Here is a 26312-nt window from a genome sequence, read left to right on the forward strand (position 1 = left end):
AAGTAACCTGAGTAGTAAGTAGGACAGGTGCTAATTCCTGTGTCGGGTACCAGCACCTGAGCGGAAGTTGACCCCCTCATTATTCCGCTTAGAAGCGGGGCCTTTTGGCCCCGTTTTCTATATCTATCCTTCTAACATTCCTTTCCGACTATTCTCTTCGCTCCGCGCTCTCAACCAATATCGCCGCTAATTTGTCGACCAACTTATCTGCCTGCTGTTGATTGGGAATATTGGGGAAGCCGATCAGTAAGCCATTTGGCCTCAGCGCATCGCCCTTCTCCCTCGGCTCCACTTGCCAATCTGACAGCGCCTGAATGGCCAGCCCCTGCGAGCGGGCGTGGCGCGCAATGGCAGCATCGTCGAAGCTGGCGGCCAAATTGGCGCACAGCTGGATCCCCCCGGCCTGTGGATTAACCCACAGCTGGTCGCGTGGAAAACGCGCCGCCAGCGCCTGAGTCAAAAAGGCCCGGCGCTCGACGTACAGCTGGCGCATACGCTTGAGATGGCGATAAAAATGGCCCTGCGCGATAAACTCAGCCACGCCGGTTTGCATCAGCCTCGGGCTGGCACAGCCGCGCAAATGGCAATAATCACTGACCTTATCCACCAGCTTTTCCGGCACCACCACATAGCCGAGACGCAACGCGGGGAACATCACCTTGCTAAAGGTCCCGGCGTAAATCACCCGCCCCCGAGCATCGAGGCTTTTCAGCGACGGCAGCGGCTGTCCCTGATAGCGAAACTCACTGTCATAGTCGTCTTCGATGATCCACGCCTCACGGCTGGCGGCCCAGTCGAGTAGCGCCATGCGCCGCGACAGGCTGAGTGATACCCCCATTGGGCTTTGGTGCGCGGGGGTGACAACGGCAAATTTCGCCTGCGGGAAGTGCTGAACGGCGTGGTCGATGTCCATCCCCTCGCCGTCCACCGGGATGCCCATCGGCGTGGCACCCGCCGCGCGGAAAAAGGCCTGCGTCACCGGATAGCCGGGGTCCTCCAGCCAAACGCCGTCCTGCGGCTGCATTAGGCTACCTATGACTAAATCCAGCACCGCCGCGTAGCCCGAGCAGATGAAAACCTGCTCCGGTCGGCAAGAGAAGCCGCGCGACAACTGCAAGTAGGCCGCTACTTCATGGCGCAGAGCGGCATCGCCGTTGAGCGGCGCGTGGCCGAGATCCTCGATTCGCGTATGGCGAATTTGCCGCGCCACGATGCGCGACCAGATAGCGCGCGGGAAAGCGTCAAGCGCGGGCAGGCCAAGTTCCAGAGGAAAAGGCCGGCTATTGGGCAACATCGGGTTAACCGTAAAGCGCGGCGGCTCGGGGACGCGCTCCGGTAAGGGGGAAAGGGTCGGCAGCGACAGGCTGACGCGCGTCCCCGCCTGTCCGCGGCTCTGCAAAAAGCCTTCCGCCATCAGCAGGCCGTAGGCGTTATCCACCGTGGCGCGGGCGACGCCCAGCTCGCTCGCCAGGCTGCGCGCCGAGGGCACGCGCTCTCCGGCCTGTAGCTGATTCTGCATAATAGCCTGCTTAAAGCGCTGATAAATCTGCCGATAGAGTGGCGCGGAGAGCTGGGGATCGAGCTGGAAGGAAGCCGAAAACGCGGACATTCATGGCCCTATCAAAAAGTGATTTTATGGCTCTGTAGTATAGTCCATGCGGCGGCTAAAGTATCTCTTATCAACCCAAGAGGAGATCAACATGACCCAGCTTCGCCTGCCTTACTACCAACTGTCCGCCAGCGTGATGGAACCGATGAAAGCCGCCCTTGGCGCGCTGGAGAGAGGCCCGTTGGACAACATCATCATTGAGCTGGTGTTCCTGCGCGTATCGCAAATCAACGGCTGCGCCTACTGTCTGGATATGCACGCGAAGGCGCTGCGCAAGGCGGAATACCCACAGGGAAAATTGGATCAACTGGCGGGATGGCGTGTCAGCCACGCCTATTCCGAACAGGAGCGCGCGGCGCTGGCATGGGCAGAGAGCCTGACGCTGATTGCTGCCACCGGCGCAGCGGATAGCGATTATGAGCCATTAAAGGCGCAATTTAGCGACGTTGAAATCTCTGAATTGACTTTTGCTATTGGTCTGATGAATGCGTTTAACCGTCTTGCGGTGGGGATGCGTCAATAAATGACCCGTTAATCTCTGCTTAAAAAATAATCTCACCCTCTTCAGCCCGCACCCAGCGGGCTTTGTCATTTTTGCAATAAGCAAAATTAAAATATCTACATATTGTATGGTTGATAATTTAAATCACCACATCTAGTATTCAATTCGTCGGGACGCGACTCAAGCACCGACACCCGCGCCCCCTAACTGCTGAAGCCATCGCCACAGCGACCGGGCAAAAATTGTCTCTGATTTCATTATGGATGGGAATACGAATCATGAGCATTATTATTTACAGCAAGCCAGACTGTGTCCAATGCAACGCCACCTACCGCGCTTTAGATAAGCAAGGCATCGCCTACCAAGTCATCGACTTAACGCAGGATGCGCAAGCACTGGGTCAGGTTCGCGCCATGGGTTATCAGCAAGTGCCGGTGATCGTGGCCGGTGACGACCACTGGTCTGGCTTCCGCCCAGACAAAATCAGCGCATTGCGCCAACTGCAAACCGCGTTCTGAGGCCAGGCGGATGAATCCGTTGGTCTATTTTTCCAGCAGTTCAGAGAACACTCATCGTTTCGTCGGCAGGACAGGTCTGCCGGCGATTCGAATTCCGATTGACCGCCAGCCAGAGAAGTTACGCGTCACTCAGCCCTACATTCTGGTGGTGCCGAGTTACGGCGGCGGCTCAGCCAAGGGCGCAGTGCCCACGCAGGTCATTCGTTTTCTGAACGATGAACACAATCGTTCACTTATCCGCGGCGTTATCGCCGCCGGAAACACTAATTTCGGCGCAGCGTATTGTATTGCCGGTGACATCATCGCCCAAAAGTGTCAGGTGCCTTACCTGTATCGCTTTGAATTACTGGGTACGCCGGAAGACGTTGCAAAGGTTACACAGGGAGTTACTGAATTTTGGCAACGACAGAAATGAGTCTTACCGAGGCAGACACCAGCAGCCCGGACTATCACGCTCTGAACGCGATGTTGAATCTGTTCGATGCCGAAGGCCGTATCCAATTCGACAAAGACAGGCTTGCGGCGCGCCAGTACTTCCTGCAGCACGTGAATCAAAACACGGTGTTTTTCCACAATTTGGCGGAAAAGCTGCGTTATCTGGTGGAAGAAGGTTATTACGAAGCGCAGGTGCTGGATCAGTACGCCTTCGAAGACATTAAGCGTTTGTTTAAACAGGCTTATGCCAAAAAATTCCGCTTCCAGACCTTTCTGGGGGCCTTCAAGTATTACACCAGCTACACGCTGAAAACCTTCGACGGCAAACGCTATCTTGAGCGTTACGAAGACCGCGTGTGCATGGTGGCGCTGACGCTGGCTCAGGGCGATATCGCCCTCGCCGGGCACTTTGTGGATGAGATCATCTCTGGCCGCTTCCAGCCTGCCACGCCCACTTTCCTCAACTGCGGCAAAAAGCAGCGCGGCGAGTTGGTCTCCTGCTTCCTGCTGCGCATCGAAGACAACATGGAGTCGATTGGTCGCTCGGTGAACTCGGCGCTGCAACTGTCCAAACGCGGCGGCGGCGTGGCCTTTATGCTGACCAACATCCGTGAAGTCGGCGCGCCGATTAAACGCATTGAGAACCAGTCCTCCGGCGTCATTCCGATTATGAAGATGCTGGAAGACGCCTTCTCCTACGCCAACCAGCTCGGCGCACGTCAGGGCGCGGGCGCGGTGTATCTCAACGCGCACCACCCGGACATCCTGCGTTTCCTGGATACCAAGCGCGAAAACGCCGACGAAAAGATCCGCATCAAGACTTTGTCTCTCGGCGTGGTTATCCCGGATATCACTTTTGAGCTGGCGAAGAACAATGAAGATATGTACCTGTTCTCGCCATATCACGTGGAGAAGGTCTACGGCGTGCCAATGTCTGAAATCAGCATCACGGAGAAATACCGTGAAATGGTTAATGACAAGCGCATCCATAAAACCAAAATCAACGCCCGTGAGTTCTTCCAGATTTTGGCAGAGATTCAGTTTGAATCCGGTTACCCGTACATGATGTTTGAAGACACGGTGAACCGCGCGAACCCAATCAAGGGTCGCATCAATATGAGTAACCTCTGTTCCGAGATTTTGCAGGTCAACACGCCGACGATTTATGGCGAAGACCTCTCTTATCAGCAGGTGGGGAAAGATATCTCCTGTAACCTCGGCTCGCTGAATATCGCCTCGGCAATGGACTCGCCGGACTTCGGCAAAACGGTAGAAATGGCTATCCGCGCGCTGACGGCGGTCTCCGACATGAGCAACATCCGCTCGGTGCCTTCTATCGATCAGGGCAATCAGGACTCCCACGCCATCGGCCTTGGGCAGATGAACCTGCACGGCTATCTGTGCCGCGAACGCATTTATTACGGTTCCGAAGCCGGTTTGGACTTCACCAATATCTATTTCTACAGCGTGGCTTATCACGCGGTGCGCGCCTCTAACCAGTTGGCAATTGAGCGCAATCAGCGTTTTAAAGGCTTCGAGGATTCGACCTACGCCAGCGGCAGCTACTTTGACAAATATGTCGATGAAGCACAGGCAGAGAAGTGGCAGCCGAAGACCGATCGCGTGCGCGAGCTGTTCAGCGAGGCGGGAATTCACATCCCTACCACTCAAGACTGGGCAGAACTGAAAGCCTCGGTGATGCAGCACGGGCTGTACAACCAGAACTTGCAGGCGGTGCCGCCGACCGGATCTATCTCTTACATCAATAACTCGACCTCTAGCATTCACCCGATTGTTTCACGGGTGGAGATCCGCAAAGAGGGCAAGATTGGCCGCGTCTACTATCCGGCAGCGTTTATGACCAATGACAACCTTGATTACTATCAGGATGCCTATGAGATTGGGCCGGAAAAGATCATCGATACCTATGCCGAAGCCACGCAGCATGTGGATCAGGGGCTGTCGCTGACGCTGTTCTTCCGCGACACCGCCACCACGCGCGACATCAACAAAGCGCAGATTTACGCTTGGCGCAAAGGCATCAAAACTATCTATTACATCCGTCTACGCCAGATGGCGCTGGCCGGGACTGAAGTTCAGGGTTGCGTGTCTTGCACACTGTGATCGATTGAAAGGACTTAAAAATGAGCGCAGTAAAACAATTATTAGTTCCGCAGCCAATTAGCAAAGCCATCAACTGGAACAAGATTCAGGATGATAAAGATTTGGAGGTGTGGAATCGCCTGACCTCCAACTTCTGGCTGCCGGAGAAGGTGCCGCTGTCCAATGACATTCCCTCTTGGGCCACGCTGAGTCCAAAAGAGAAGCAGCTGACTATCCGCGTATTTACCGGCCTGACGCTGCTCGACACGGTGCAAAACGTGGTGGGCGCGCCGACCTTGATGAAAGACGCGGTCACGCCACACGAAGAGGCGGTGTACTCGAATATCTGCTTTATGGAGGCGGTGCACGCCCGCTCGTACAGCTCGATTTTCTCCACGCTGTGCGCCACCTCGGACGTAGACGAAGCTTATCGCTGGAGCGAAGAGAACGTCGCGCTGCAAAACAAGGCGGCGATCATTCTCTCCTATTATGACGGGCAAGATCCGCTGATGAAGAAAGTCGCCAGCGTGTTCCTCGAATCTTTCCTGTTCTACTCCGGCTTCTATCTGCCGATGTACTGGTCCAGCCGCGCCAAGCTGACCAACACCGCCGATCTGATCCGCCTGATCATTCGCGATGAAGCCGTGCACGGCTATTACATTGGTTATAAGTTCCAGAAGGCCTTGGCTTTGGAAAGCGAAGAGCGCCAGCGGCAGATCAAAGCGCAGGCGTTTGATCTGATTCAGGATCTGTACGACAACGAAATTCGCTATACCGAAGAGTTATATGACGACGTGGGCTGGAGCGAGGACGTGAAGAAGTTCCTGCACTACAACGCCAATAAGGCGCTGATGAATCTGGGTTATGAGGCTCTGTTCCCGGCCAGCATGGCGGATGTCAACCCGGCCATCTTGTCAGCCCTGTCGCCAAACGCCGATGAAAACCACGACTTCTTCTCCGGCTCCGGCTCGTCCTACGTGATTGGCACGGCGGTGAATACCGAAGACGAAGACTGGGACTTCTAACGCCGCAGTCTTAGCACCAACAGCACCAACCCCGCGATACACACCGTTGTTCCCAACAGTGGGAACAACGGAATTCCCCATAGATTGACGGTCGAATTCATCAAATAGGGCGCGATGCCCAGCGCAAAGGCGGCGGTGACGATGGCTATCGCCAGCGTAATGGCCGAGCGTTCCAGCGAACGGCTCAGTTCACTGAGGTTTTTGATCTCCACTCCGGCGTGCAGCCTGCCGCTTTTCAGCCGCTGGGTGATCAGCCGCAGGGTTTGCGGCAACTCCTCGCTGGCCTCCACGGCTTCAATACCCAAATTCACCAGACGCTGGCGCGTTGCCTCCGGGGAGAAGCGTTGCAGCATCATTTTTTCCAGCATCGGGCGCAGCGTGGCGACAATATCAAACTGCGGATCCAGCCGGTGCAGCACGCCGTCGGCGGTGATCAGCGCCTTGAATAGCAGCACCAGATCGGACGGCAGGATCAGCTGATGCTCGCGGGCCATCAGCAGGAAATCGGTTAACGCGCCGCCGAGGGTCATCGGGGCAGAAAGCTGCCGGTCAAAGAAGTTCTGCGCCGCCAGCTCTAGGTCCATCAAATCCACCGCGTCGGTGTCGGTCCAGGCCACCAGCGTGTTGACGATCCCCGCCGTGTCGCGCTCCACCAGCGCGTGCAGCAACAGCAGCAGCTGATTGCGCCGCCGCTCGGAGAGGCTACCCACCATGCCGAAATCGATAAAACCGACTTTATCCCCCGCCAGCGCCATCAGGTTCCCCGGATGGGGATCCGCATGGTAGAGGCGCAGATCCAGCACCATTTTCATAAAGGCGATGGCCCCGCGCCGCGCTAGCAGCGGGCGGTCAAAGCCTGCGGCGATCAAATCCGCTGGGTTAGAGGGCGAGACGCCGGGCAAATATTGCTGCACCAGCAGGCGGGGCGAAGAGAATTCGCTGTAGATCTTGGGAATGACGATCTCCGGCCGATCGCGGAAATAGTCGCCGATCTGCCGACAGTTGTAGCCCTCGTGGCTGAGATCTAATTCGTGGTTGAGGGCAATCTCCAGCGTCCTGACAATCTGCTGCGGGCGGAAACGCGCCATCATCGGGCTTTGCTCGGCGGCGGTATCCGCCAGATAGGCCAGCAGGCGCAGGTCGGCCTGAATGGTTTTCTCCAGCTCAGGCCGCAGAACTTTAACCACCACCTCTTCGCCACTGTGCAGCCGGGCTCGGTAGATTTGCGCCATGGAGGCCGCCGCCAAAGGTTCTAAATCAAACTCGGCGAAAACCTGCTGCGGGTCGCCGCCTAAGTCGCGACTCACCTGTTCGCGAATAGCTTCCCACGGCAGAAACTGCGCCTGACTGTGCAACTTGTCCAGCTCATCAATCCAACGCTGGTCGAGCAGGTCGGAGCGCGTCGCCAGTATCTGGCCGAACTTCACAAAGGTCGGTCCGAGGGCCTCCAGCGCGGCGCGCAGCCTCTGCGGCATAGTCTGGATATCAGCCTCATCATTGGTGGCCAGACGCGATTTCACCAAACCGCCTAGCCCTACGATGGCGAGCAGATCCTGCAAACCGTAGCGAATTAAGACCTCGGTGATCTGCTTGAGTCTGGCGCGGTCGCGCACCGTCACGTACATCATTTTCAACATATACAGCTCCGTCCCTGAAGTGTGGTTGCGGCAAATTTCATACTCTCAGTGTAGCGCACCGCGTGGCATAAACGTCGAAATGCTAAAACGAAAAAGGCCCGGTGATTAACCGGGCCTTGGTGACGCACAAGGAGCAATCAGGCGAAGAATTTCGCCAAGACCAGCAGGCCAACCGACACGTTGATTGCGCCACCGATGCGGGTGGCGATTTGCGCGAAGGGCATCAGCGCCATGCGATTGCCGGAGGTCAGGATAGCCACGTCGCCGGTGCCGCCCTGCCCGCTCTGGCAGCAAGAAACAATAGCCACGTCGATAGGGTGCATGCCGATTTTCTTGCCGACAAAATAGCCCGTGCCGACCAGCGCGCAGACCGTGGTCACAATCACGCACAGGTTCGAAATGGTGAAGGCATTAACCAGCTCCTGCCAAGGGGTGATCGCCACGCCCACCGCGAACAGCACCGGGTAAGTCACCGCCGTGCGGAAGAATTTGTACACCGTCATCGACCCTTGTTGAATGGTCGGTGACACGCCGTTCAGCAGTTTGACCACCACCGCCGCGAACAGCATGCCGACTGGCGCAGGCAGGCCAATCAGGCGCTGCCCCAGCATCCCCACCATGTACAGCAGCACCGCCAGCAGCGCGCCGCAGGCCAGCGCGTTGACGTCAGGCTTGCCTTTGAACTCTTCCAGCCCGTGACCAATCAGGCCGTTTTTCGCTGGCATCAGCTGGCCTTCGCCAGTCAGGTGCGGATAGCGTTTACCGATTTGGTTCAGCACGCCCGCCAGCACGATAGCGGTCAAACCACCCAGCATCACGATAGGCAGAATGCGGCCCAGCGCCACGCCCTGCTCCATGTGCAGAATGGTCGCATAACCCATCGACAGCGGGATGGCACCTTCGCCCACGCCACCGGCCATGATTGGCAAAATGAGGAAGAAGAAGGTCTGGAACGGCGGCAGGCCAAGTGCCATGCCCATCGCCAGCCCGGCCACCATGCCGACGATTTCGCCACACAGCATTGGGATGAAGATCCGCAGGAAGCCCTGAATCAGCACCTGACGGTTCATGCTCATGATGCTGCCGACAATAATGCAGCAGATGTAGAGATAGAGAATATTGGTGGATTTATAGAATTTGACCGTCGAGTCGACCACCACGTCCGGCAGCAGGCCGTAGTGCACCAGCGCGGAAGGAATAAAGGTGGCGCAGATTGCCGCTGCGCCCAGCTTGCCGATGATAGGCAGGCGTTTGCCGAACTCGCCGCAGGCAAAGCCGAAGAAGGCCAGCGTCGCCACCATCACCACGATATCGCTCGGCAGTTTGCCATTCAGGCAATCAAGCAGAATCAGCACGCCCGCCAGTAGGAAGAAAGGCAGCGGAATGATCCCTATCTTGTAGTTATCCAAGATATGCCACCAGCGCTCCTTGGTAGAAACGGCCGGGGTTTCCTTCTTTTTCACAACAACGTAGGAATCATCAGTGGTGCTCATAATACTTTCCTCATACTTTAAAACTTCATTAGTAATGAGGATAGAAAATAGCGACCCCGCATCGTTGTGAGGCTGTTCAAATTAAAATCGCTGATTTAAAGGTTGTAATGGTTTTAATGGCGTTAATGTTACTTAGGCTGCAAAGCTTATCAGCTTTGTAGTAAATCGCGCCTTTAGCCTTTTTATTATTGTGGCTATTAAGCCCCGCGGCGCACGGCAGTTGCGTATTTCCTCACAACACCGCGCGATGGGAATGACGCCGCTGAAAACGCCATGTTAGGCTTATTCTCTGTTTACTTGGTGGCTGCCAGAATGCGATTACGATTCACCTTTCAAATAAAGCTCTTTCTCTCTCTGGTGGGTTTTTCCTGCGTGCTTTTGGCGGTACTCGGGCTACTTTTATTCCGCACCGTGGATGAACAACTGCATAAAGATTTGGGCAGCCGCGCCAAAGTGCAGGCTTCGCAAATCGCCCTGATGCCCGGCCTGGCTGAGCGCGTCGAGGCCGAAGACAGCGCGGGAGTGGCAAAACTGGTCGCGCCGCTGCGCGCTAAAAGTGACGCCAGCTATATCGTTATTGGCGATGTGCATGCCGACCACCTATACCATTCGCAGTCGCCGGAACGCCTCGGTAAACCTCTGGTTGGCGGGGATAACGCCGAAGTGCTCGAGGGAAAAACCATTATTACCGTGCGTCAGGGCGGCATCGGGATCTCTTTACGCAGCAAAGCGCCCATTGTGGACGCCAATAATAAAGTCATCGGCATTGTCTCCGTCGGTTACCTGATTTCATACATTGATGACGTGACGGTGAAATTGCTGGCGCAGACCGCGCTGTCCGGCATTCTGCTATTAGCCCTACTGTTCCTCTTCTCATGGTTATTCAGTAAGAATCTCAAGAAACAGATGTTCTGGCTGGAGCCAAAAGAGATTGCGCTATTAGTTCGCCAACAGAAGGCGCTGCTGGAAGCCATTTATGAAGGGGTGATCGCCATTGATCACCAGCAGCGGATTTTGTCCATCAACCACGCCGCCCGTGAGCTGCTGGACATCCGCCAGCCGGAAGACCTGCTGGTCGGCCAGCACATCCGCGACATCATCCACACCGGCGCGGAGTTCTTCACCGGCGACCGCGAAACGCCCAACAGCCATGATGAGGTGACGCGTTTTAATCAGCGACAGGTGATCGTCAACCGCGTGCGCATTGAGCTAGGCCCGTCATCGGAGATCGGCTGGGTGGTCAGTTTCCGCGATAAAAACGACATTAACACCCTCAGCAGCCAGCTCAGTCAGGTGAAACGCTATGCTGACAACCTGCGTATCATGCGCCACGAGCAGCTTAACTGGACGGCGACGCTGGCCGGCCTGTTGCAGATGAAACGCTATGACGAGGCAATGGGCTACATTCAGGCGCAGTCCGAAGGGGCGCAGGCAGTGCTGGATTTTGTTTCAGAGCGCTTTGCCTCGCCGACGATTTGCGGTTTATTGTTAGGGAAATACTCCAGCGCGCGGGAAAAAGGCATTGAGCTGACCTTCGACCCGGCTTGCCAGCTTCAGCGCATGCCCGCCGCGTTGAGCGAGTCAGAGCTGATGTCGATTATCGGCAATCTGATCGATAACGCGGTAGACGCCACGCTGGCCGCGCCGGGGCCGCATCAGCCGGTAGAGTTCTACCTGACTGACCGCAATGACGAGCTGCTGATTGAAGTGGCGGATCAGGGCGCGGGGTTGTCGGCGGAGATCCGTCCGCGTATTTTCGAACAGGGCGCAACCACCAAGCCGCTCTCCTCGGCTGACCAAACCGGCGGGGAGCACGGCATCGGGCTATATGTGGTCGCCAGCTATGTGCATCAGGCGCAGGGCATGATTGAGATTTCAGACAATCAGCCGCGGGGTACGGTGTTCTCACTGTTTATTCCCAATCCGAAACCGCCGGGCAGCAACAGCTAAAATTTGACAGACTGGAACATCGCTAAGTGCACTATTTTAATAAGAAAATCATGACCTACCCTACTTTATGAGCATGTCAGGAAACACGATGAACAAGAGTAGTTTCAACAACGGGGGCAGTATCAATAACGGCAGCGCGCTGGACGTGGTGATTGTCGAGGACGAGCCTTATCTGGCCGGGCTGCACCGTGACTTTATTGAGCAAAACTTTAATCTGCGGGTGGTGAGCATCGCCGCCACGCTGGCGCAGGCCAGAACTCAGCTGCAACTTTACCGGCCACGGCTGGTGCTGCTGGACAACTATCTGCCGGACGGTCAGGGCATTGAGCTTATCGACAGCGCGCTGCTGAAAAGCCTCGACTGCTCCGTGATTTTCATCACCGCCGCCAGCGACATGAATACCTGTAGTCAGGCGATGCGCTATGGCGCGTTTGACTACATCATCAAGCCGGTCTCTTTCCAGCGCCTGCGCAATTCGCTCGAGCGCTTTTTGCAGTTTGTGCATCAGTTGCGCAATGTGAAGGTGCTTGACCAACAGGCCCTCGACAGGCTGTATAACCTGCCCGCCACTGACATGCCCGCAGCCCCTGCGACCAAAGGCATTGAGCCGAATACGCTGGAGCTGGTTCGCCGGGTGTTTATCGCCGAGCCGGACCGCAATTGGTCAGTCGATCAGGTGGTGGAACAGGTAGGAATTAGCAAAACTACCGGGCGGCGATATCTGGAATATTGCGTGGAAATAGGCTTTATCGCGGTGGAAATGCAGTACGGAAATATTGGCCATCCACGGCGACTTTACCGGCTGATATTCCGCGAAGATCAGGCCCCTGTTCATGACTAAATTATCCGGCTCAAGGGCCGGATAATTTTTGCGTCTCACTGACACAATTTCGTTACATTTCGACAGATTCTCCACCGGCATCCGTGGATTATTCCCAGCCGACACATTTTTTCTTCAGCAGATTTCCACCTCTTCTCAGCCTGTTAGCGAAATGACTATTTCACCCAAATGACAAAACCCCTTGAAATATCTCTATCTTGCGCTAACAGAATATTATTCTGTACATAAACCACAAAAACAATACAACAATTAAACCTATAAAAATCAATAAATTGAATCCAATATAATAATTATCTCAGCATGTGGAAATAGTCAAAAAAACCTGTGATTTCATTGCACTAATTCATGCAGAAAACAGCTGATAATTGACGTGAAATAACAAAAAAACCCAACAAAATTTCGCGCCAAATTAGCCACAGGGGAGTGCACCGAGGAATATTATTCAGAAAGATTGAGACTTGTCTCAGACTCTCATTGTGGTAGGGTGTAAACCGTTCGATATTTCCGTACTTTGCGTACTAAGTAGATTCTATAGAGTTCAAACACAACTAGACCCATTTATAGCCGATGGCTATTTCTTTCCAAGGAATGCACATTGCATGACAATTAAAATCGAAGTAAAGAACCTGTATAAGGTATTTGGCGAGCACCCTGAGCGCGCATTTAAGCTGATAGATTCCGGCAAGAGTAAAGAAGAAATATTTGAGAAAACCGGGCTGTCATTGGGTGTCAAAAACGCCAGTCTGGCCATTGAAGAAGGCGAGATTTTCGTCATCATGGGATTATCCGGCTCCGGTAAATCCACTATGGTACGCCTTCTCAATCGTCTGATAGAACCCACCCGCGGTGAAGTGCTGATTGACGGCGAAGACATCGCCAAGATCTCCGAATCCAAACTGCGCCAGGTTCGCCGCAGCAAAATCAGTATGGTTTTCCAATCCTTCGCCCTGATGCCCCATCTGACCGTGTTGAACAACACTGCCTTTGGTATGGAGCTGGCTGGCGTGCCAACCGAGGAGCGCAACCAAAAAGCCCTCGAGTCTCTGCGTCAGGTTGGTCTGGAAAATTACGCTAACTCTTATCCCGATGAGCTGTCCGGCGGTATGCGTCAACGCGTTGGCCTGGCCCGCGCCATGGCGAATAACCCCGACATTCTGCTGATGGATGAGGCCTTCTCCGCGCTCGATCCCCTGATCCGTACCGAGATGCAAGATGAGCTGGTGAAGCTGCAATCCCAGCATCAGCGCACCATCGTGTTTATTTCCCATGACCTCGACGAAGCCATGCGCATTGGCGACCGTATTGCCATTATGCAGGGCGGCGAAGTGGTGCAGGTCGGCACGCCGGAAGAGATTTTGAATAATCCGGCCAATGACTATGTGCGCACCTTCTTCCGCGGCGTGGACATCAGTCAGGTGTTTAGCGCCAAAGATATCGCCCGCCGTCGCGGGACATTAATTCGTAAAACCCCCGGTTTTGGTCCGAGGGCAGCCCTCAAGCTGCTGGAAGATGCAGACCGCGAATATGGTTATGTGCTGGAACGTGGTGAACGCTTTATCGGCGTTGTGTCGATTGACTCACTGAAAACCGCGCTAAAAGCCAATCTTTCACTGGAGTCCGCCCTGCTGGAGTTCCCGGCACCGGTGCAGGCAGACATGCCGCTCAGTGAACTGATTTCTCACGTTGCCGCCGCGCCGTACGCCGTGCCGGTGGTCAATGAGAGCAATAACTATATCGGTATTATTTCCAAAGCCATGCTACTTCGTGCTCTGGACAAAGAAGGGGGTAACGAATAATGAAGCATTCAATTCATAACGATAGCATCGTCCAACACGCGCAGGCAGCCACTCAAGAACTCGATCCGTCCGTCGATCCGTGGAGTGCGGACAACGCCAGCGGTGGTCATGTTGACGCCGCGCAGTCAGCCGCATCGGCACCGACCGATGCGGGCAGCAGCGATCCTTGGGGCGGCGCGTCCGGCGGTAGCGATGCCGCAACCACGACCGCCCACAGCGCGCCGGATGCCACCCATCAGGCGGCGACGCAGGCCAACGACTGGCTGAACGTCGCCCCGGCGCAGCATGACCAGTTCAACATTCTCGACCCGTTTCACACCACGCTCATTCCTCTCGATCGCTGGGTTACAGAGGGGATTGACTGGCTGGTAACCAATTTCCGCCCGGTGTTCCAAGGGATCCGCGTGCCGGTAGACTTCGTGCTCAGTGGTTTCCAACACGGCCTTGAGTCACTCCCGGCCCCTATTGCCATGCTGATTTTTGCTCTGATTGCCTGGCAGATGGCGGGGTTAGGCATGGGTGTCGCCACGCTGGTTTCTTTGGTGGTGATTGGCGCTATCGGCGCGTGGTCACAGGCCATGGTGACTTTGGCGCTGGTGCTGACCTCGCTGTTCTTCTGCGTGCTGATAGGACTTCCGCTCGGTATCTGGCTGGCTCGCAGCCAGCGCGCGGCGAAAATCATTCGCCCCCTGCTCGATGCCATGCAGACCACGCCAGCGTTCGTCTACTTGGTGCCGATCGTCATGCTGTTTGGTATCGGTAACGTGCCGGGCGTCGTCGTGACCATCATCTTCGCCCTGCCGCCTATCGTGCGTCTGACCATCCTTGGGATTAATCAGGTGCCGGAAGATTTGATTGAAGCTTCGCAGTCCTTCGGCGCAAGCCCGAGCCAGATGCTGTTCAAAGTGCAGTTGCCGCTGGCGATGCCAACCATCATGGCCGGTATTAACCAGACGCTGATGCTGGCGCTGTCGATGGTGGTTATCGCCTCGATGATCGCCGTAGGCGGTCTGGGTCAGATGGTGCTGCGCGGCATCGGCCGTCTGGATATGGGTCTGGCGTCGGTGGGTGGTGCAGGTATCGTTATCCTCGCTATTATCCTCGACCGCCTGACGCAGTCGATGGGTCAAGATACCCGCAGCAAGGGTGGCCATCGCTGGTTTACCCGTGGTCCAATTGGCTTATTGACCAAGCCTTTCGCCAAAAAAGCCTAACAGCTCGCTGTTCATCCCGGCGGTTCGCCGCCGGGAGACATAAAAGTTGTACCACTACGCGTTAACGCACCTTCGCCTCATAAAACGCAGTCCACTCTTAAATTATTTAATAAAAGAATAAGGGTTCACTATGCGCACGACACACATCAGAGCGATTGCTCTCTCCGTATTACTGGCGGCACCTGCCGCTTTCGCCGCCGACCTGCCGGGTAAAGGCGTGGTGGTGAAGCCGCTGCAAAGCACGCTTCCAGAAGAATCATTCCAAACCGAACTGGTGAATCGTGCCCTGCAAAAGCTGGGTTATGACGTGCAGCCGACGGGTGAGGTGGATTACAACGTCGCCTACACCGCCATCGCCAGCGGCGACTCTACCTACATGGCGGTGAACTGGGACCCAATGCAGGTCGATATGTATGACGGCGCGGGCGGTGACAAGAAGTTTTACCGTCAGGGGACCTTCATCAGCGGCGCGGCGCAGGGTTATTTGATCGACAAAAAAACCGCCGATCAATACCACATCACTAGCCTCGATCAGTTGAAAGATCCCAAGCTCGCCAAGCTATTTGACGCCAATGGCGACGGCAAGGCAGACCTCGCTGGCTGCGATCCGGGTTGGGAATGCGGCAACGTGATTAGCACCCAGCTCAAGGCTTACGGCCTCGACAGCACGGTGCAGCAGAATCAGGGCAACTATTCGGCCATCATCGCCGACACTCTGACGCGCTTCAAAAGAGGCAAGCCGGTGCTCTACTACACCTGGACGCCATATTGGGTGAGCAACGAGATGAAACTGGGCAAAGACGTGGTATGGCTGACAGTGCCATTCTCAGCGAATCCGGGTTCGAACAAAGATTTGGACACCAAGCTGCCTAATGGCAAGAACTACGGTTTCCCGGTCAACAATGAACATATCGTGGCCAACAAACAGTGGGCCGAAGCTAACCCGGCCGCCGCTAAGCTGTTCGCCATCATCAAACTGCCTCTGGCTGACGTGAATGCGCAAAACCTGCGGATGCACGAAGGCGAATCCTCAACGGCAGACATTCAGCAGCACGTGGATGGCTGGATCAAAGCTCATCAGGCCACTTTCGACGGCTGGATTGCCGAAGCTGCCGCTGCAGCTACAAAATCCTAATTCGCACAGCAGTAATAACAATGACGATAAATCGACCATAAACAGGACATTCTTCTATGCGTAAATCAACTCTCTGGGCGGCCGCCGCCCTGACCACGCTGGCTTCAGCCACCACTTTCGCCGCTGACCTGCCGGGTAAAGGCGTCACCGTCACCCCGATTCAGAGCACCATCAGCGAAGAGACCTTCCAGACGCTGCTGGTCAGCAAGGCGCTGGAAAAACTGGGTTACGACGTTCAGCCAATTCGCGAAGTAGATTACAACGTGGGTTACACCACCATCGCCGCCGGTGATGCCACTTTCACCGCCGTAAACTGGTCGCCACTGCATGACGAAATGTACAAAGCCGCCGGTGGCGACAAGACCTTCTATCGCGAAGGGACCTATGTCAACGGCGCCGCGCAGGGCTATCTGATTGATAAGAAAACTGCCGAGAAGTACCACATCACCAATATCGAACAGCTGAAAGATCCCAAAATCGCCAAGCTGTTTGACACCAATGGTGACGGCAAGGCCGACCTGACGGGCTGTACGCCGGGCTGGGGCTGTGAAGCCGCGCTGAATGAGCAGCTGAAAGCCTACGGTTTGGAAAAAACTGTCAATCACAATCAGGGCAACTACTCGGCGATGATCGCCGACACCATCACCCGTTATAAAGAAGGTAAACCTATCTTCTATTACACCTGGACGCCGTACTGGGTCAGTGACGTGTTAGTGCCGGGTAAAGACGTGCTGTGGATGCAGGTGCCGTTCTCCGTGGTTCCGGGAGAGAAAGACGCCGACACCGCGCTGCCGAATGGCAAAAACTACGGTTTCAAAGTCAGCACTATGCACATCGTCGCGAACAAGAAATGGGCCGAAGCTAACCCAGCCGCCGCCAAATTGTTCGCCATCATGCAGTTACCTCTGAAAGACATCAACGCGCAGAACTCGGCGATGCACGCAGGCCAAAGTTCTGAAGCCGATATCAATAACCAGACCGACGGCTGGATCAAAGCCCACCAGGCCACCTTTGATGGCTGGGTAAAAGAGGCGGCTGCGGCAGCTAAGTCTTAATAGCTTTTCTATAAATGCCTTGAGTTTTCTCGGGGCGAAGTAGGCAGAGGCGCTGAATAATTATTCAGCGCCTTTTTATTTTTCCCCTTCCTCCTCCTCTGCAAACGCCAAAAAGCGTTCGGCGGCGGTGGAGAGGCTGTTTTGCCAGACGCACAACACCTGTCGACGCGGGGCGTTTTCGATAGGAACCGAGATCAGGTCTTTGGCGTGTTGGGCGTGAGAAAGCGGCACAATGCCCGCCGCCAGCGAGCGGCGAACGATGCTCTCCAGCCACTCGATGTGGTCGATTTCAAAGCTGACGTGGCGCGTTATTCCGGCTTCGCTGAAGGCGCTGTCGGTCTGCCGCCTGGCCCCGGCTCCGGCATAAAAATCCACCAGCGGCACCTGGGCCAGCTGGCTAAGCGTGAGCTGCGGGCAAGTGGCGAAGGGATGTGTCGGGCTGAGCAGCGCCACCAGGGGTTCGTCGGCCAGCAGGCGGTTGGGCAAACGGAGCGCGGCGCTGTCTCCCGGCCATAAACCGACAAAAGCCACGTCGGTGCGCAGCTGTTGCACGTCTTCCAGCAGCTTCTCGCTCATCGCGACATACATGCGGATATTCACCCGCGGGTAGCGCTCGGTAAAACTCGCCAGTTGGCCAATAACATCTATCGCGTTAAGCGTTGAAATAATGCCTACGGTGAGAGTGCCGCTCACTTCGCCTTTCAAGGCGTCCATGGTATCCAGCAGGTGGGTTTGCGCGGCGAGCAACTGCTCCGCTGGCCCGATAAAAGCTCGTCCCGCCGCGGTCAATCTCACTTGCCGCGAAGTGCGTTCAAACAGCACGCAGCCTAGCTCCTCTTCCAATTTGGCTATCTGGTGGCTAAGGGCCGACTGCACGGTGTGGCAACGCTGAGCTGCGCGGGTAAAATTCTGTTCTTGCGCCACCGCAAGGGCAAAACGGATCTGTTTGAGGTTCATCGATTCATCGCGAAATGAGATAGTTAAGATGAAAATTATACATTGGTTTACTATTTAAAGCTGGGTGATACTCGCCCTCGCTCAATGTGGCGCAACGCCGCGAATGGGCCAAAACCTGCTTCCCTCTCTAATAATGAAAATAAAATGACTAATTCAACCAAGCACTCCCCTCTCACGCCGGGGCTGATCGTTCTTATGGCGATAGCCACGGGCCTGGCGGTCGCCAGTAACTACTATCCGCAACCCCTGCTGGAGACCATCGCACGCGCCTTTGGTCTGTCAGTCAATCAGGCCGGTTTTATCGTCACCATTGCCCAGCTCGGCTATGCCTTTGGCCTGATGTTTATCGTCCCGCTGGGGGATATGTTCGAGCGCCGCAAACTGATCGTGGTGATGACCGCCCTCTCCGCCGTCGGGTTGTTTATCACCGCCATGGCCCCGACGCTGACCATTATGCTGATTGGTACCGCGCTGACCGGGCTGTTCTCGGTGGTGGCGCAGATTTTGGTGCCACTGGCCGCCACCCTGGCTGAACCGGCGAAACGCGGCAAAGTGGTCGGATTGATTATGTCCGGCCTGCTGCTGGGTATCCTGCTGGCGCGAACCGTGGCGGGCGCGCTGGCGCAGCTCGGCGGCTGGCGTACCGTCTACTGGGTGGCCAGCGCCCTGATGCTGATTTTGGCGGTGATCCTTTGGCGTCGTCTGCCGACCCACAAACAGCACACCGACCTGAACTACGGCCAGCTGTTGAAATCCATTTTTAGCCTTTTCTTCAAAACGCCGGTGCTGCGTACCCGCGCGTTAATCGGCCTGTGCTCCTTCGCCAACTTCAGCATTTTGTGGACCTCCATGGCCTTCCTGCTGGCGGGCCCGGCCTATGGCTATTCCGAAGGAGTGATTGGGCTGTTCGGGCTGGTCGGCGCGGCGGGCGCACTGGCGGCGACCCGCGCCGGGCAGCTGGCAGATAAAGGCAAGGCGCAGTTGACCACCACTTACGGTTTGATTCTTATCTTGCTGTCATGGGCGGCTATCGCCTACGGCCAGCACTCGGTGGTCTCGTTGATTATCGGCATTATCGTGCTGGATTTGGCAGCGCAGGGTGTGCACATCACCAACCAGAGCGTGATTTATAAGTCGATGCCGGAAGCGCGTAACCGCCTCACCGCAGGTTACATGACCACCTATTTCATCGGCGGCGCGATAGGTTCTGTGTTGTCTGCTTCGGCCTATGAGTGGGCCGGATGGTATGGCGTTTCCGCCGCTGGCGTGGTGATGAGTACCCTAAACCTGCTGGTCTGGTGGTCGGGTTACAAGTACAAAATGGCCTGAGACCCAGACGGGCTAAGCCTTGATAAAAACTGACAAACGGGGGCAATCATCACGCCCCCTGATTAGCATGCAAATAATAATGATGGAAATTTATTTTCCTCCGAGGGTGTTATCACTACAGACAGTCTGGTAATGTTTGCCCTATAAATTATTCATGAACGATATACATCGTTGACGCCGCACCGACTGTCCTATGCAAACCCACAGAGTCTTAAAGACGACACTTACCCCGCATGAATCTATGTTCAAGCTGGGAATGGTTGACGGTCCGCCCATCACTATTGGTCATCTCCCTTTCGCATTCCTTTTTGGCTTTGGCGTCTTATTGATGCCCGCTAACTCGCGCCTTTTGGCACTGTTTTCATCGGGCAGGCGTTTAATTTCTGGCTTCTGGCAGGCAGAAAAACATTCGTTGGCTGAGGCGCCATTTGGCCAGCGAAACGTATTACCTTTCGAATAATTCACCGGAGTTATGAATCACACTTATTGCTAAAGCTTTGGTGATTCCTGACATTGATATTACTAATTACGATCGTTACTATGTCAACCGTAACTAATGAGGCTTCTCATATGGACAGCTCGTTCGCGCCAATTGAAAACATGTTAAATATCCGCGCCAAGAAACAGAAAGATTTCCCTTATCAGGAAATTTTGCTGACTCGGTTGTCGATGCACATGCAAAGTAAATTGTTAGAAAATCGCAATAAGATGCTGAAAGCACAGGGTATTAATGAAACGCTGTTTATGGCGCTTCTGACTCTGGATGCTCAGGAGAGCCACAGCATTCAGCCTTCAGAGCTGAGTTCCGCACTGGGTTCTTCGCGTACCAACGCCACCCGTATTGCCGATGAACTGGAGAAGCGCGGCTGGATTGAGCGCCGTGAGAGCGATAATGACCGTCGATGCCTGCATTTGCATTTAACGACGGATGGCGAAGCTTTCATCCAGAAGGTGTTACCGCCTCAACATAAGTGCCTGCATTTCCTTTGGTCGACTCTTGATGCTGATGAACAAAAGCAGTTGGAAATCCTGACTCGCAAATTGTTAACCCGCCTCGATCAGATGGATGTCACCGCGACACAATTTTTCTAATTTCTGTTCAGGTAAACCACACATGTCACTCCAAGCCAGCTGGAGACTCACGCCGCTGTTCGCCGTTCTGTTATTGGCGGGCTGCGCCTCCAGCGATAACCTCGCTCCGCAGTCAACCTTGCTGGATACCCAGCAGTTGAAACTGGCACAACCGAAAGTCAGTTCAATGGCGATCAGTCCGCAATGGTGGCGCAGTCTTAACGACCCGCAACTTGATGCCCTGATGACAACGACATTGCAAAATTCGCCGTCACTGCGTCAGGCCGCGGCTCGGGTCCGCGAAGCGCAAAGCATCCTTGGAGGAGCCCACGCGGCGCAGACCCCGAATATTGATGCTACGGCTTCCCGGCGTCGCGAACGTATTTCAAAAAATACCATCCCGCCTTTCCTGACCAGCTACCCGTCAGCGCCTATCTATGACACCAGTAACGCGCTCGGGCTGAACTTCAACTATGAGCTGGACTGGTGGGGCAAGTTCCAAAATCAGGTCAATGCTGCCAAAGCGCAGGTTGACTCCGCGCGCGCCGAGCAGGCTCAGGCCGCGCTTAATCTGACCAGCTCCGTCGCCTCTGCCTACTATCAGTTGCAGGCGAATCTGGCGGTGCAGAAAGTCTTGAAACAGGAAGTCGACAACAATCAGCGTCTGGCCGATTTGCGTAAAGCGCAGTATCAGGCAGGGATCTACGGCGTGGACGTGCCGCAGCAGATTCAGGCTCAGGCCGACAGCGCCAAACAGCAGCTGATTGAGTCGCAATCCCAGATTGATCAACTGAAACACCAGTTGGCGGCCCTTGCGGGGCAAGGTCCTGACGCGATGAACAATCTGCGCGAAGTGCCGCTTCCTGCCGACGATGCTATCTCGCCGAAGGGTGAATTGACGCTCGACTTGCTGGGTAAACGCCCGGATATCGCCGCGCAGCGCTCGCTGGTTGAGTCCTATTTGCAGACCGTCAAAGCCACCAAGAAAGAGTTCTACCCGAGCCTGACCATCAGCGCCTTCGCCGGATTGAACACCACTGATTTTGGCGGCACGCACCCGAACCTGTTAGAGGCGGCGAGCAAGGCGTGGAACATCACACCGGCCCTCTCCCTGCCTATCTTCCACGGCGGCGAGTTGCGTTCCCAGTTAGCCGGAGACTCCGCGCGCTACGACGAGGCCGTTGAGTCTTACAACCAGACCATCCTGACCGCCGTCCAGCAAACTGCCGATGCCATGACCGTGGCGCAAAGCAGCGCGGCTCAGTTGCAACAAGCCTCTTCCGCCGTGAAGTCGATTGAAGATGTCTATCGGGTGGCAGATGCGCGTTATAAAGCCGGGGTGATTGGCCGCGATGAGCTGCTAACCGGCCAGTCCGCCTTGTTGCAGCAGCAACAGACGCAGTTGAATGCCAGCAGTAATTTGTTGCAGGCGAAAATCAGTCTAATTCGCGAGCTCGGCGGCGGCTATCAGGCCCCGGCAGCGGAAAAAAACCAATAATAAAAACCTAAGCGTGGATGGAGAAAACCATGAGCGATAATGCGGGCATTCAGTCAACGCCTCCGCAGGAGCCGGTTGCGACTAAGCAGCCACACAACAAAAAGAAATCACGCAAAATTGCCTTGCTGTTCTTAACGGGGGTATTTGTCATCATCGCCATCGCCTATCTGATTTACTGGCTGCTGGTGCTGCGTCATTTCCAAAGTACCGATGACGCCTACGTCGCCGGTAATCAGGTGCAGATCATGGCTCAGGTGTCGGGCAGCGTGACCGACGTGAACTTTGATAGCACCGACTACGTCAAGAAAGGCGATACGCTGGTTGTCCTCGACCCAACCGACGCCCAACAGGCTTTCGAGCGCGCCAAAACCGCGCTGGCCAATAGCGTGCGCCAAACGCACCAGTCGATCATCAATGGCCGTCAATATCAGGCTAACGTGGCGTTGCGCCAGACCCAGCTGAAACAGGCTGAAGCTGACCTGAAACGCCGCGTGGTGCTGGGAAACGTGGATGCGATTGGCCGCGAAGAGCTGCAACATGCCCATGATGCCGTCGACACCGCCAAAGCCCAGCTCGACGTGGCCGTGCAACAGTACAACGCCAATCAGGCGATGATCCTGAACACCCCGGTTGATAAACAGCCGCAGGTATTACAGGCCGCCGCGCAGGTTCGCGATGCCTGGCTATCCCTGCAACGTACTAAGGTGGTCAGCCCAATCGACGGTCTGGTTTCACGCCGTACGGTACAGGTAGGTCAGCAAATCACCCCAGGAACCGCGCTGATGGCAGTAGTTCCCGCCAATCACGTGTGGGTGGATGCTAACTTCAAAGAGACTCAGTTGGCGAACATGCGTATCGGCCAATCCGCTACCGTGGTCAGCGATATGTACGGCGACGACGTGACCTATAAAGGCAAAGTGGTCGGGATGGATATGGGTACCGGCGGCGCGTTCTCCCTGCTGCCTGCTCAGAACGCCACCGGTAACTGGATCAAAGTGGTTCAGCGCCTGCCTGTGCGTATTCAGCTCGACGACGAACAAGTGGCGAAGCACCCGCTGCGCATTGGCTTGTCCACGCTGGTGACGGTCGATACTCAAGACCTGAATGGCCTGGTGCTGGCTGATAAAGTGCGTACCGAACCTCTGTATCAGACCACCGCGCTAACGCTGGATCTGGCACCGGTTAACGCCATTATTGCTGATGTGATCAACGCCAATGCTGGCTAACGGCTTCGGAGGCCAACGTGGATAAGAAACCATTAGTCGGCGCGCCGTTAGCCTGGATGACGGTGGCGCTGTCGATGGCCACGTTTATGCAGGTGCTGGACTCCACCATCGCCAACGTGGCTATTCCGACCATTGCCGGCAACCTCGGTGCCTCGAACTCGCAGGGCACCTGGGTTATCACCTCGTTCGGGGTGGCTAACGCCATCTCGATCCCCATCACCGGCTGGCTGGCGAAACGCATCGGCGAGGTCAAACTGTTCCTGTGGTCTACGGTACTGTTTGCTTTCGCATCTTGGCTGTGCGGCATGTCCAACAGTCTGGAAATGTTGATCTTCTTCCGTGTGGTGCAGGGCGTGGTGGCAGGTCCACTGATCCCGCTATCGCAAAGTCTATTGCTGAATAACTATCCTCCGGCCAAGCGAAGTACCGCCTTAGCGCTATGGTCGATGACGGTGATCGTGGCGCCCATTTGCGGCCCGATCCTCGGCGGTTATATCAGTGATAACTACCATTGGGGTTGGATCTTCTTTATCAACGTGCCGATCGGTATCGCCGTGGTGGCCTTGACGCTGAAAACCCTTAAAGGGCGCGAAACGGCAACGCAGATCCGGCCGATCGACAGCGTCGGGCTAGTGCTGCTGGTGCTGGGGATCGGCTGCTTGCAGGTGATGCTCGACCGGGGCAAAGAGCTGGACTGGTTTAACTCCACGGAAATTATCGTGCTGGCCGCCGTGGCGGTGGTGGCGCTCTGCTTCCTGGTGGTCTGGGAGTTGACCGACGACCACCCGATAGTCGACCTGTCGCTGTTCAAGTCGCGAAACTTCACCATCGGCGTGCTCTGTATCAGTCTGGCTTACATGCTCTACTTCGGCGCAATTGTTCTGCTGCCGCAGCTACTGCAAGAGGTCTATGGGTATACCGCGACCTGGGCGGGCCTGGCGTCAGCGCCGGTGGGGATATTGCCAGTAGTGATGTCGCCGATCATTGGCCGCTTCGCCCACAGGCTGGACATGCGTAAGCTGATCACCTTCAGCTTTATCATGTACGCGGTGTGCTTCTACTGGCGTGCTTACACCTTCGAGCCGGGCATGGACTTTGGCGCTTCGGCGTGGCCGCAGTTTATTCAGGGCTTCGCCGTCGGCTGCTTCTTTATGCCGCTGACCACCATTATTCTGTCCGGCCTGCCGCCAGAACGCATGGCGGCGGCATCCAGCTTGTCGAACTTTATTCGTACGCTGGCCGGCTCGATTGGTACCTCGGTCACCACCACCATGTGGGCTAATCGCGAGTCGCTGCACCACGCGCACCTGACTGAAAACATCACGCCGTTCAACCCAGAGGCGCAGCAGACCTATCAGCAGTTAGAAGGGATGGGAATGAGCCACCAGCAGGCGTCGGGTTGGATTGCGCGGGAGATAACCAATCAGGGGCTGATCATCTCGGCTAATGAAATTTTCTGGCTATCCGGCGGAGCCTTCTTGATATTGCTGGTCTTAATCTGGTTTGCCCGACCTCCGTTTGGCGGTGCGGGTGGCAGCAAGGACGGCGGCGGTGCGCACTAAACCGCTGACTGAACAGGCTTTTCGCCAAACAAAAAGGACGCCCTGAGGCGTCCTTTTTTCATGCTTAAAGCAGCGGGATCTGGCGGGGATTAACCCTGATTCTGACGCCACCAGTCGGCCAGCAAGATGCCGGTCGCGACAGATACGTTCAGACTTTCCACTTTACCGGTACCACCGATAGAGATGTTGATGTCACCCTGCTGCCAGGCGCTGTCGGACAGGCCGTCGCTCTCTTCCCCCAGAACCAACACAATTTTGGCTGGCAGTTCGGCTTTGCCGAGCGCGGTGCCTTTGTGGCTGGAGGTGGTGACGATGGTGTAACCCGCTTTACGGAAGCTGGCCAGCACGTCGAGGAAGTTGTCAGCGCTGATGGCTTTAACGTGTTCCGCGCCGCCTTCGGCAGTACGCACCGCAGCACCAGACTCCAGCAGAGCCGGGTCTTGAACCAGCAAACCTTTCACACCGAAGTGCGCGCAGCTACGCATAATGCCGCCAAGGTTGTGCGGATTACCGACGTTTTCCAGCGCCAGTACGCAATCTTTCGCCGGAGCCGTTTGCAGATAAGTGTCTGCATCCAAGCCCTGACGCTTTTTGATCAGGAAGCAAACCCCGCCGTGGTGCTCGGTGCCAGAAGCTTTCGCCAGCTCGTCATCTTCGACCACGTGGTAGGCTTTGCGATTCGCCGCCATCCAGCGCAGCGCTTCGCGGAAACGTGGCGTCACAGACTGCACGAACCAGGCGCGAACAATGGAGTCAGGACGGCTAGCGAACAGCGCCTGACAGGCGTTTTCGCCGTAGACACGGGTCTCTTCCTGACGCTGACGACGCAGCTGCTCTGGGTCGATAAAGCTTTTGCCGCTGATTCCGCCGTGATCCGGAGCTGACTCATCGTCTGGCGCGCGGGAAACGGTTTTCCACGGAGAAGAATACGGGCCGTCATCGTCACGCGTGGAACGCGCAGGACGAGGTGCATCACGACCTGTACGCTGCGGGCGAGCATCGCCACGACGTGCGTCAGGACCGCGTGAATCACCACGGTTATCGCTGCTACGACGCTCATTGCGGCGGGCATCGTCTGGACGGGATCCTTGGCGAGGTTTATCGCCTGGACGTCCTTTATTGTTGGAAGGACGTTTATCGTTATTGCGGTTATCGCCGTCGTCGTCACTGCGGACGTACATCACTTTGACTTTGCCGTTTTTGCCACTGAATGAATCGTTCATTTCTCTCTCCACCTACGCGCAGGGCGCGAAGATTACCTGATGTCTGTGTGCTAAGCCACTTGCTTTGGACCAAAAGCTTAAAACTATCGTATTCATTGAATAAACCACGTTGTTCGCTCGCCCGCATCTCTCC

22 protein-coding genes are annotated in these 26312 nt (G+C 55.7%); 17 read left to right on the top strand and 5 right to left on the bottom strand.

Going from position 1 to position 26312, the window contains the following annotated elements; translation table 11 throughout:
- Positions 1-148: 148 nt before the first annotated feature.
- Positions 149-1609 carry a MocR-like pyridoxine biosynthesis transcription factor PdxR gene (gene pdxR / locus V2154_RS17365; protein ID WP_353503206.1) on the bottom strand — a complete coding sequence of 487 codons (1461 nt, stop codon included), beginning with the start codon at positions 1607-1609 and terminating at the stop codon, positions 149-151.
- A 91-nt stretch (positions 1610-1700) separates the two neighbouring features.
- Here pdxR and V2154_RS17370 point away from each other — a divergent pair, with 91 nt between their 5' ends.
- The 5 genes from V2154_RS17370 (at position 1701) to nrdF (ending at position 6192) form a co-directional block, all read left to right on the top strand.
- Positions 1701-2132, top strand: coding sequence for a carboxymuconolactone decarboxylase family protein (locus tag V2154_RS17370; RefSeq protein WP_353503207.1), 432 nt, complete (start codon positions 1701-1703; stop codon positions 2130-2132).
- Between the two features lie 257 nt (positions 2133-2389).
- Positions 2390-2629, top strand: a complete 240-nt coding sequence (gene nrdH, locus V2154_RS17375) for a glutaredoxin-like protein NrdH (RefSeq protein ID WP_353503208.1) — start codon at positions 2390-2392, stop codon at positions 2627-2629.
- A 10-nt stretch (positions 2630-2639) separates the two neighbouring features.
- Positions 2640-3044 carry a class Ib ribonucleoside-diphosphate reductase assembly flavoprotein NrdI gene (nrdI, locus tag V2154_RS17380; RefSeq protein ID WP_034792650.1) on the top strand — a complete coding sequence of 135 codons (405 nt, stop codon included), beginning with the start codon at positions 2640-2642 and terminating at the stop codon, positions 3042-3044.
- Complete coding sequence (gene nrdE / locus V2154_RS17385) at positions 3026-5188, top strand: class 1b ribonucleoside-diphosphate reductase subunit alpha (protein WP_353503209.1); 2163 nt, start codon at positions 3026-3028, stop codon at positions 5186-5188. Before nrdI ends, nrdE begins: the two co-directional genes overlap by 19 nt.
- 20 nt (positions 5189-5208) lie before the next feature.
- The gene (nrdF, locus tag V2154_RS17390; protein ID WP_034792655.1) at positions 5209-6192 is read left to right on the top strand and encodes a class 1b ribonucleoside-diphosphate reductase subunit beta; all 984 of its coding nucleotides are present in this window, start codon (positions 5209-5211) and stop codon (positions 6190-6192) included.
- On the opposite strand, the gene V2154_RS17395 is transcribed toward nrdF, so the two are convergent.
- Together V2154_RS17395 and V2154_RS17400 are read right to left on the bottom strand one after the other, a co-directional pair.
- Positions 6189-7829 (bottom strand): ABC1 kinase family protein, encoded by a 1641-nt coding sequence (locus V2154_RS17395; RefSeq protein WP_353503210.1) that lies wholly within the window; start codon positions 7827-7829, stop codon positions 6189-6191. The two genes, nrdF and V2154_RS17395, sit on opposite strands and share 4 nt — an antisense overlap.
- 137 nt (positions 7830-7966) lie before the next feature.
- On the bottom strand, positions 7967-9322 hold the full coding sequence (locus tag V2154_RS17400) for a 2-hydroxycarboxylate transporter family protein (protein ID WP_353503211.1): 1356 nt from the start codon (positions 9320-9322) through the stop codon (positions 7967-7969).
- A 312-nt stretch (positions 9323-9634) separates the two neighbouring features.
- Between V2154_RS17400 and V2154_RS17405 the strand changes: the two genes are divergently transcribed.
- The 6 genes from V2154_RS17405 (at position 9635) to proX (V2154_RS17430) (ending at position 17313) form a co-directional block, all read left to right on the top strand.
- Positions 9635-11272 (top strand): ATP-binding protein, encoded by a 1638-nt coding sequence (locus V2154_RS17405; protein ID WP_353503212.1) that lies wholly within the window; start codon positions 9635-9637, stop codon positions 11270-11272.
- A 121-nt stretch (positions 11273-11393) separates the two neighbouring features.
- The gene (locus V2154_RS17410; RefSeq protein WP_353504023.1) at positions 11394-12113 is read left to right on the top strand and encodes a response regulator; all 720 of its coding nucleotides are present in this window, start codon (positions 11394-11396) and stop codon (positions 12111-12113) included.
- 599 nt (positions 12114-12712) lie between these two features.
- Complete coding sequence (gene proV, locus V2154_RS17415) at positions 12713-13909, top strand: glycine betaine/L-proline ABC transporter ATP-binding protein ProV (protein WP_185689337.1); 1197 nt, start codon at positions 12713-12715, stop codon at positions 13907-13909.
- The gene (gene proW / locus V2154_RS17420; protein ID WP_353503213.1) at positions 13909-15123 is read left to right on the top strand and encodes a glycine betaine/L-proline ABC transporter permease ProW; all 1215 of its coding nucleotides are present in this window, start codon (positions 13909-13911) and stop codon (positions 15121-15123) included. The genes proV and proW overlap by 1 nt, the downstream gene beginning before the upstream one ends.
- A 130-nt stretch (positions 15124-15253) precedes the next feature.
- Positions 15254-16258, top strand: a complete 1005-nt coding sequence (proX, locus tag V2154_RS17425; RefSeq protein WP_353503214.1) for a glycine betaine/L-proline ABC transporter substrate-binding protein ProX — start codon at positions 15254-15256, stop codon at positions 16256-16258.
- A gap of 56 nt (positions 16259-16314) precedes the next feature.
- On the top strand, positions 16315-17313 hold the full coding sequence (proX, locus tag V2154_RS17430) for a glycine betaine/L-proline ABC transporter substrate-binding protein ProX (protein ID WP_100937552.1): 999 nt from the start codon (positions 16315-16317) through the stop codon (positions 17311-17313).
- A 75-nt stretch (positions 17314-17388) separates the two neighbouring features.
- On the opposite strand, the gene V2154_RS17435 is transcribed toward proX (V2154_RS17430), so the two are convergent.
- A complete protein-coding gene (locus tag V2154_RS17435) occupies positions 17389-18270 on the bottom strand; it encodes a LysR family transcriptional regulator (RefSeq protein ID WP_353503215.1) in 882 nt (293 codons plus the stop codon).
- 144 nt (positions 18271-18414) lie between these two features.
- Between V2154_RS17435 and V2154_RS17440 the strand changes: the two genes are divergently transcribed.
- From V2154_RS17440 to emrB, 6 genes are all read left to right on the top strand, one after another.
- Entirely contained in the window at positions 18415-19599 is a 1185-nt protein-coding gene (locus tag V2154_RS17440; RefSeq protein WP_353503216.1) for an MFS transporter, read from the top strand.
- Positions 19600-19840: 241 nt separating this feature from the next.
- Positions 19841-20059, top strand: coding sequence for a hypothetical protein (locus V2154_RS17445; protein ID WP_353503217.1), 219 nt, complete (start codon positions 19841-19843; stop codon positions 20057-20059).
- A 110-nt stretch (positions 20060-20169) separates the two neighbouring features.
- Positions 20170-20691 (top strand): transcriptional repressor MprA, encoded by a 522-nt coding sequence (mprA, locus tag V2154_RS17450; RefSeq protein WP_034792674.1) that lies wholly within the window; start codon positions 20170-20172, stop codon positions 20689-20691.
- 22 nt (positions 20692-20713) lie between these two features.
- Entirely contained in the window at positions 20714-22168 is a 1455-nt protein-coding gene (locus V2154_RS17455) for an efflux transporter outer membrane subunit (protein ID WP_353503218.1), read from the top strand.
- Between the two features lie 29 nt (positions 22169-22197).
- Positions 22198-23394, top strand: coding sequence for a multidrug efflux MFS transporter periplasmic adaptor subunit EmrA (gene emrA, locus V2154_RS17460; protein WP_353503219.1), 1197 nt, complete (start codon positions 22198-22200; stop codon positions 23392-23394).
- A gap of 17 nt (positions 23395-23411) precedes the next feature.
- Complete coding sequence (gene emrB / locus V2154_RS17465) at positions 23412-24956, top strand: multidrug efflux MFS transporter permease subunit EmrB (protein WP_353503220.1); 1545 nt, start codon at positions 23412-23414, stop codon at positions 24954-24956.
- An 89-nt stretch (positions 24957-25045) separates the two neighbouring features.
- Here the strand turns inward: emrB and V2154_RS17470 are convergent, their stop codons facing one another.
- Complete coding sequence (locus tag V2154_RS17470; RefSeq protein WP_353503221.1) at positions 25046-26179, bottom strand: tRNA/rRNA methyltransferase; 1134 nt, start codon at positions 26177-26179, stop codon at positions 25046-25048.
- Positions 26180-26312: the final 133 nt, after the last annotated feature.

It is taken from the genome of Ewingella sp. CoE-038-23 (assembly GCF_040419245.1).
Lineage (GTDB): Bacteria > Pseudomonadota > Gammaproteobacteria > Enterobacterales > Enterobacteriaceae > Ewingella > Ewingella allii.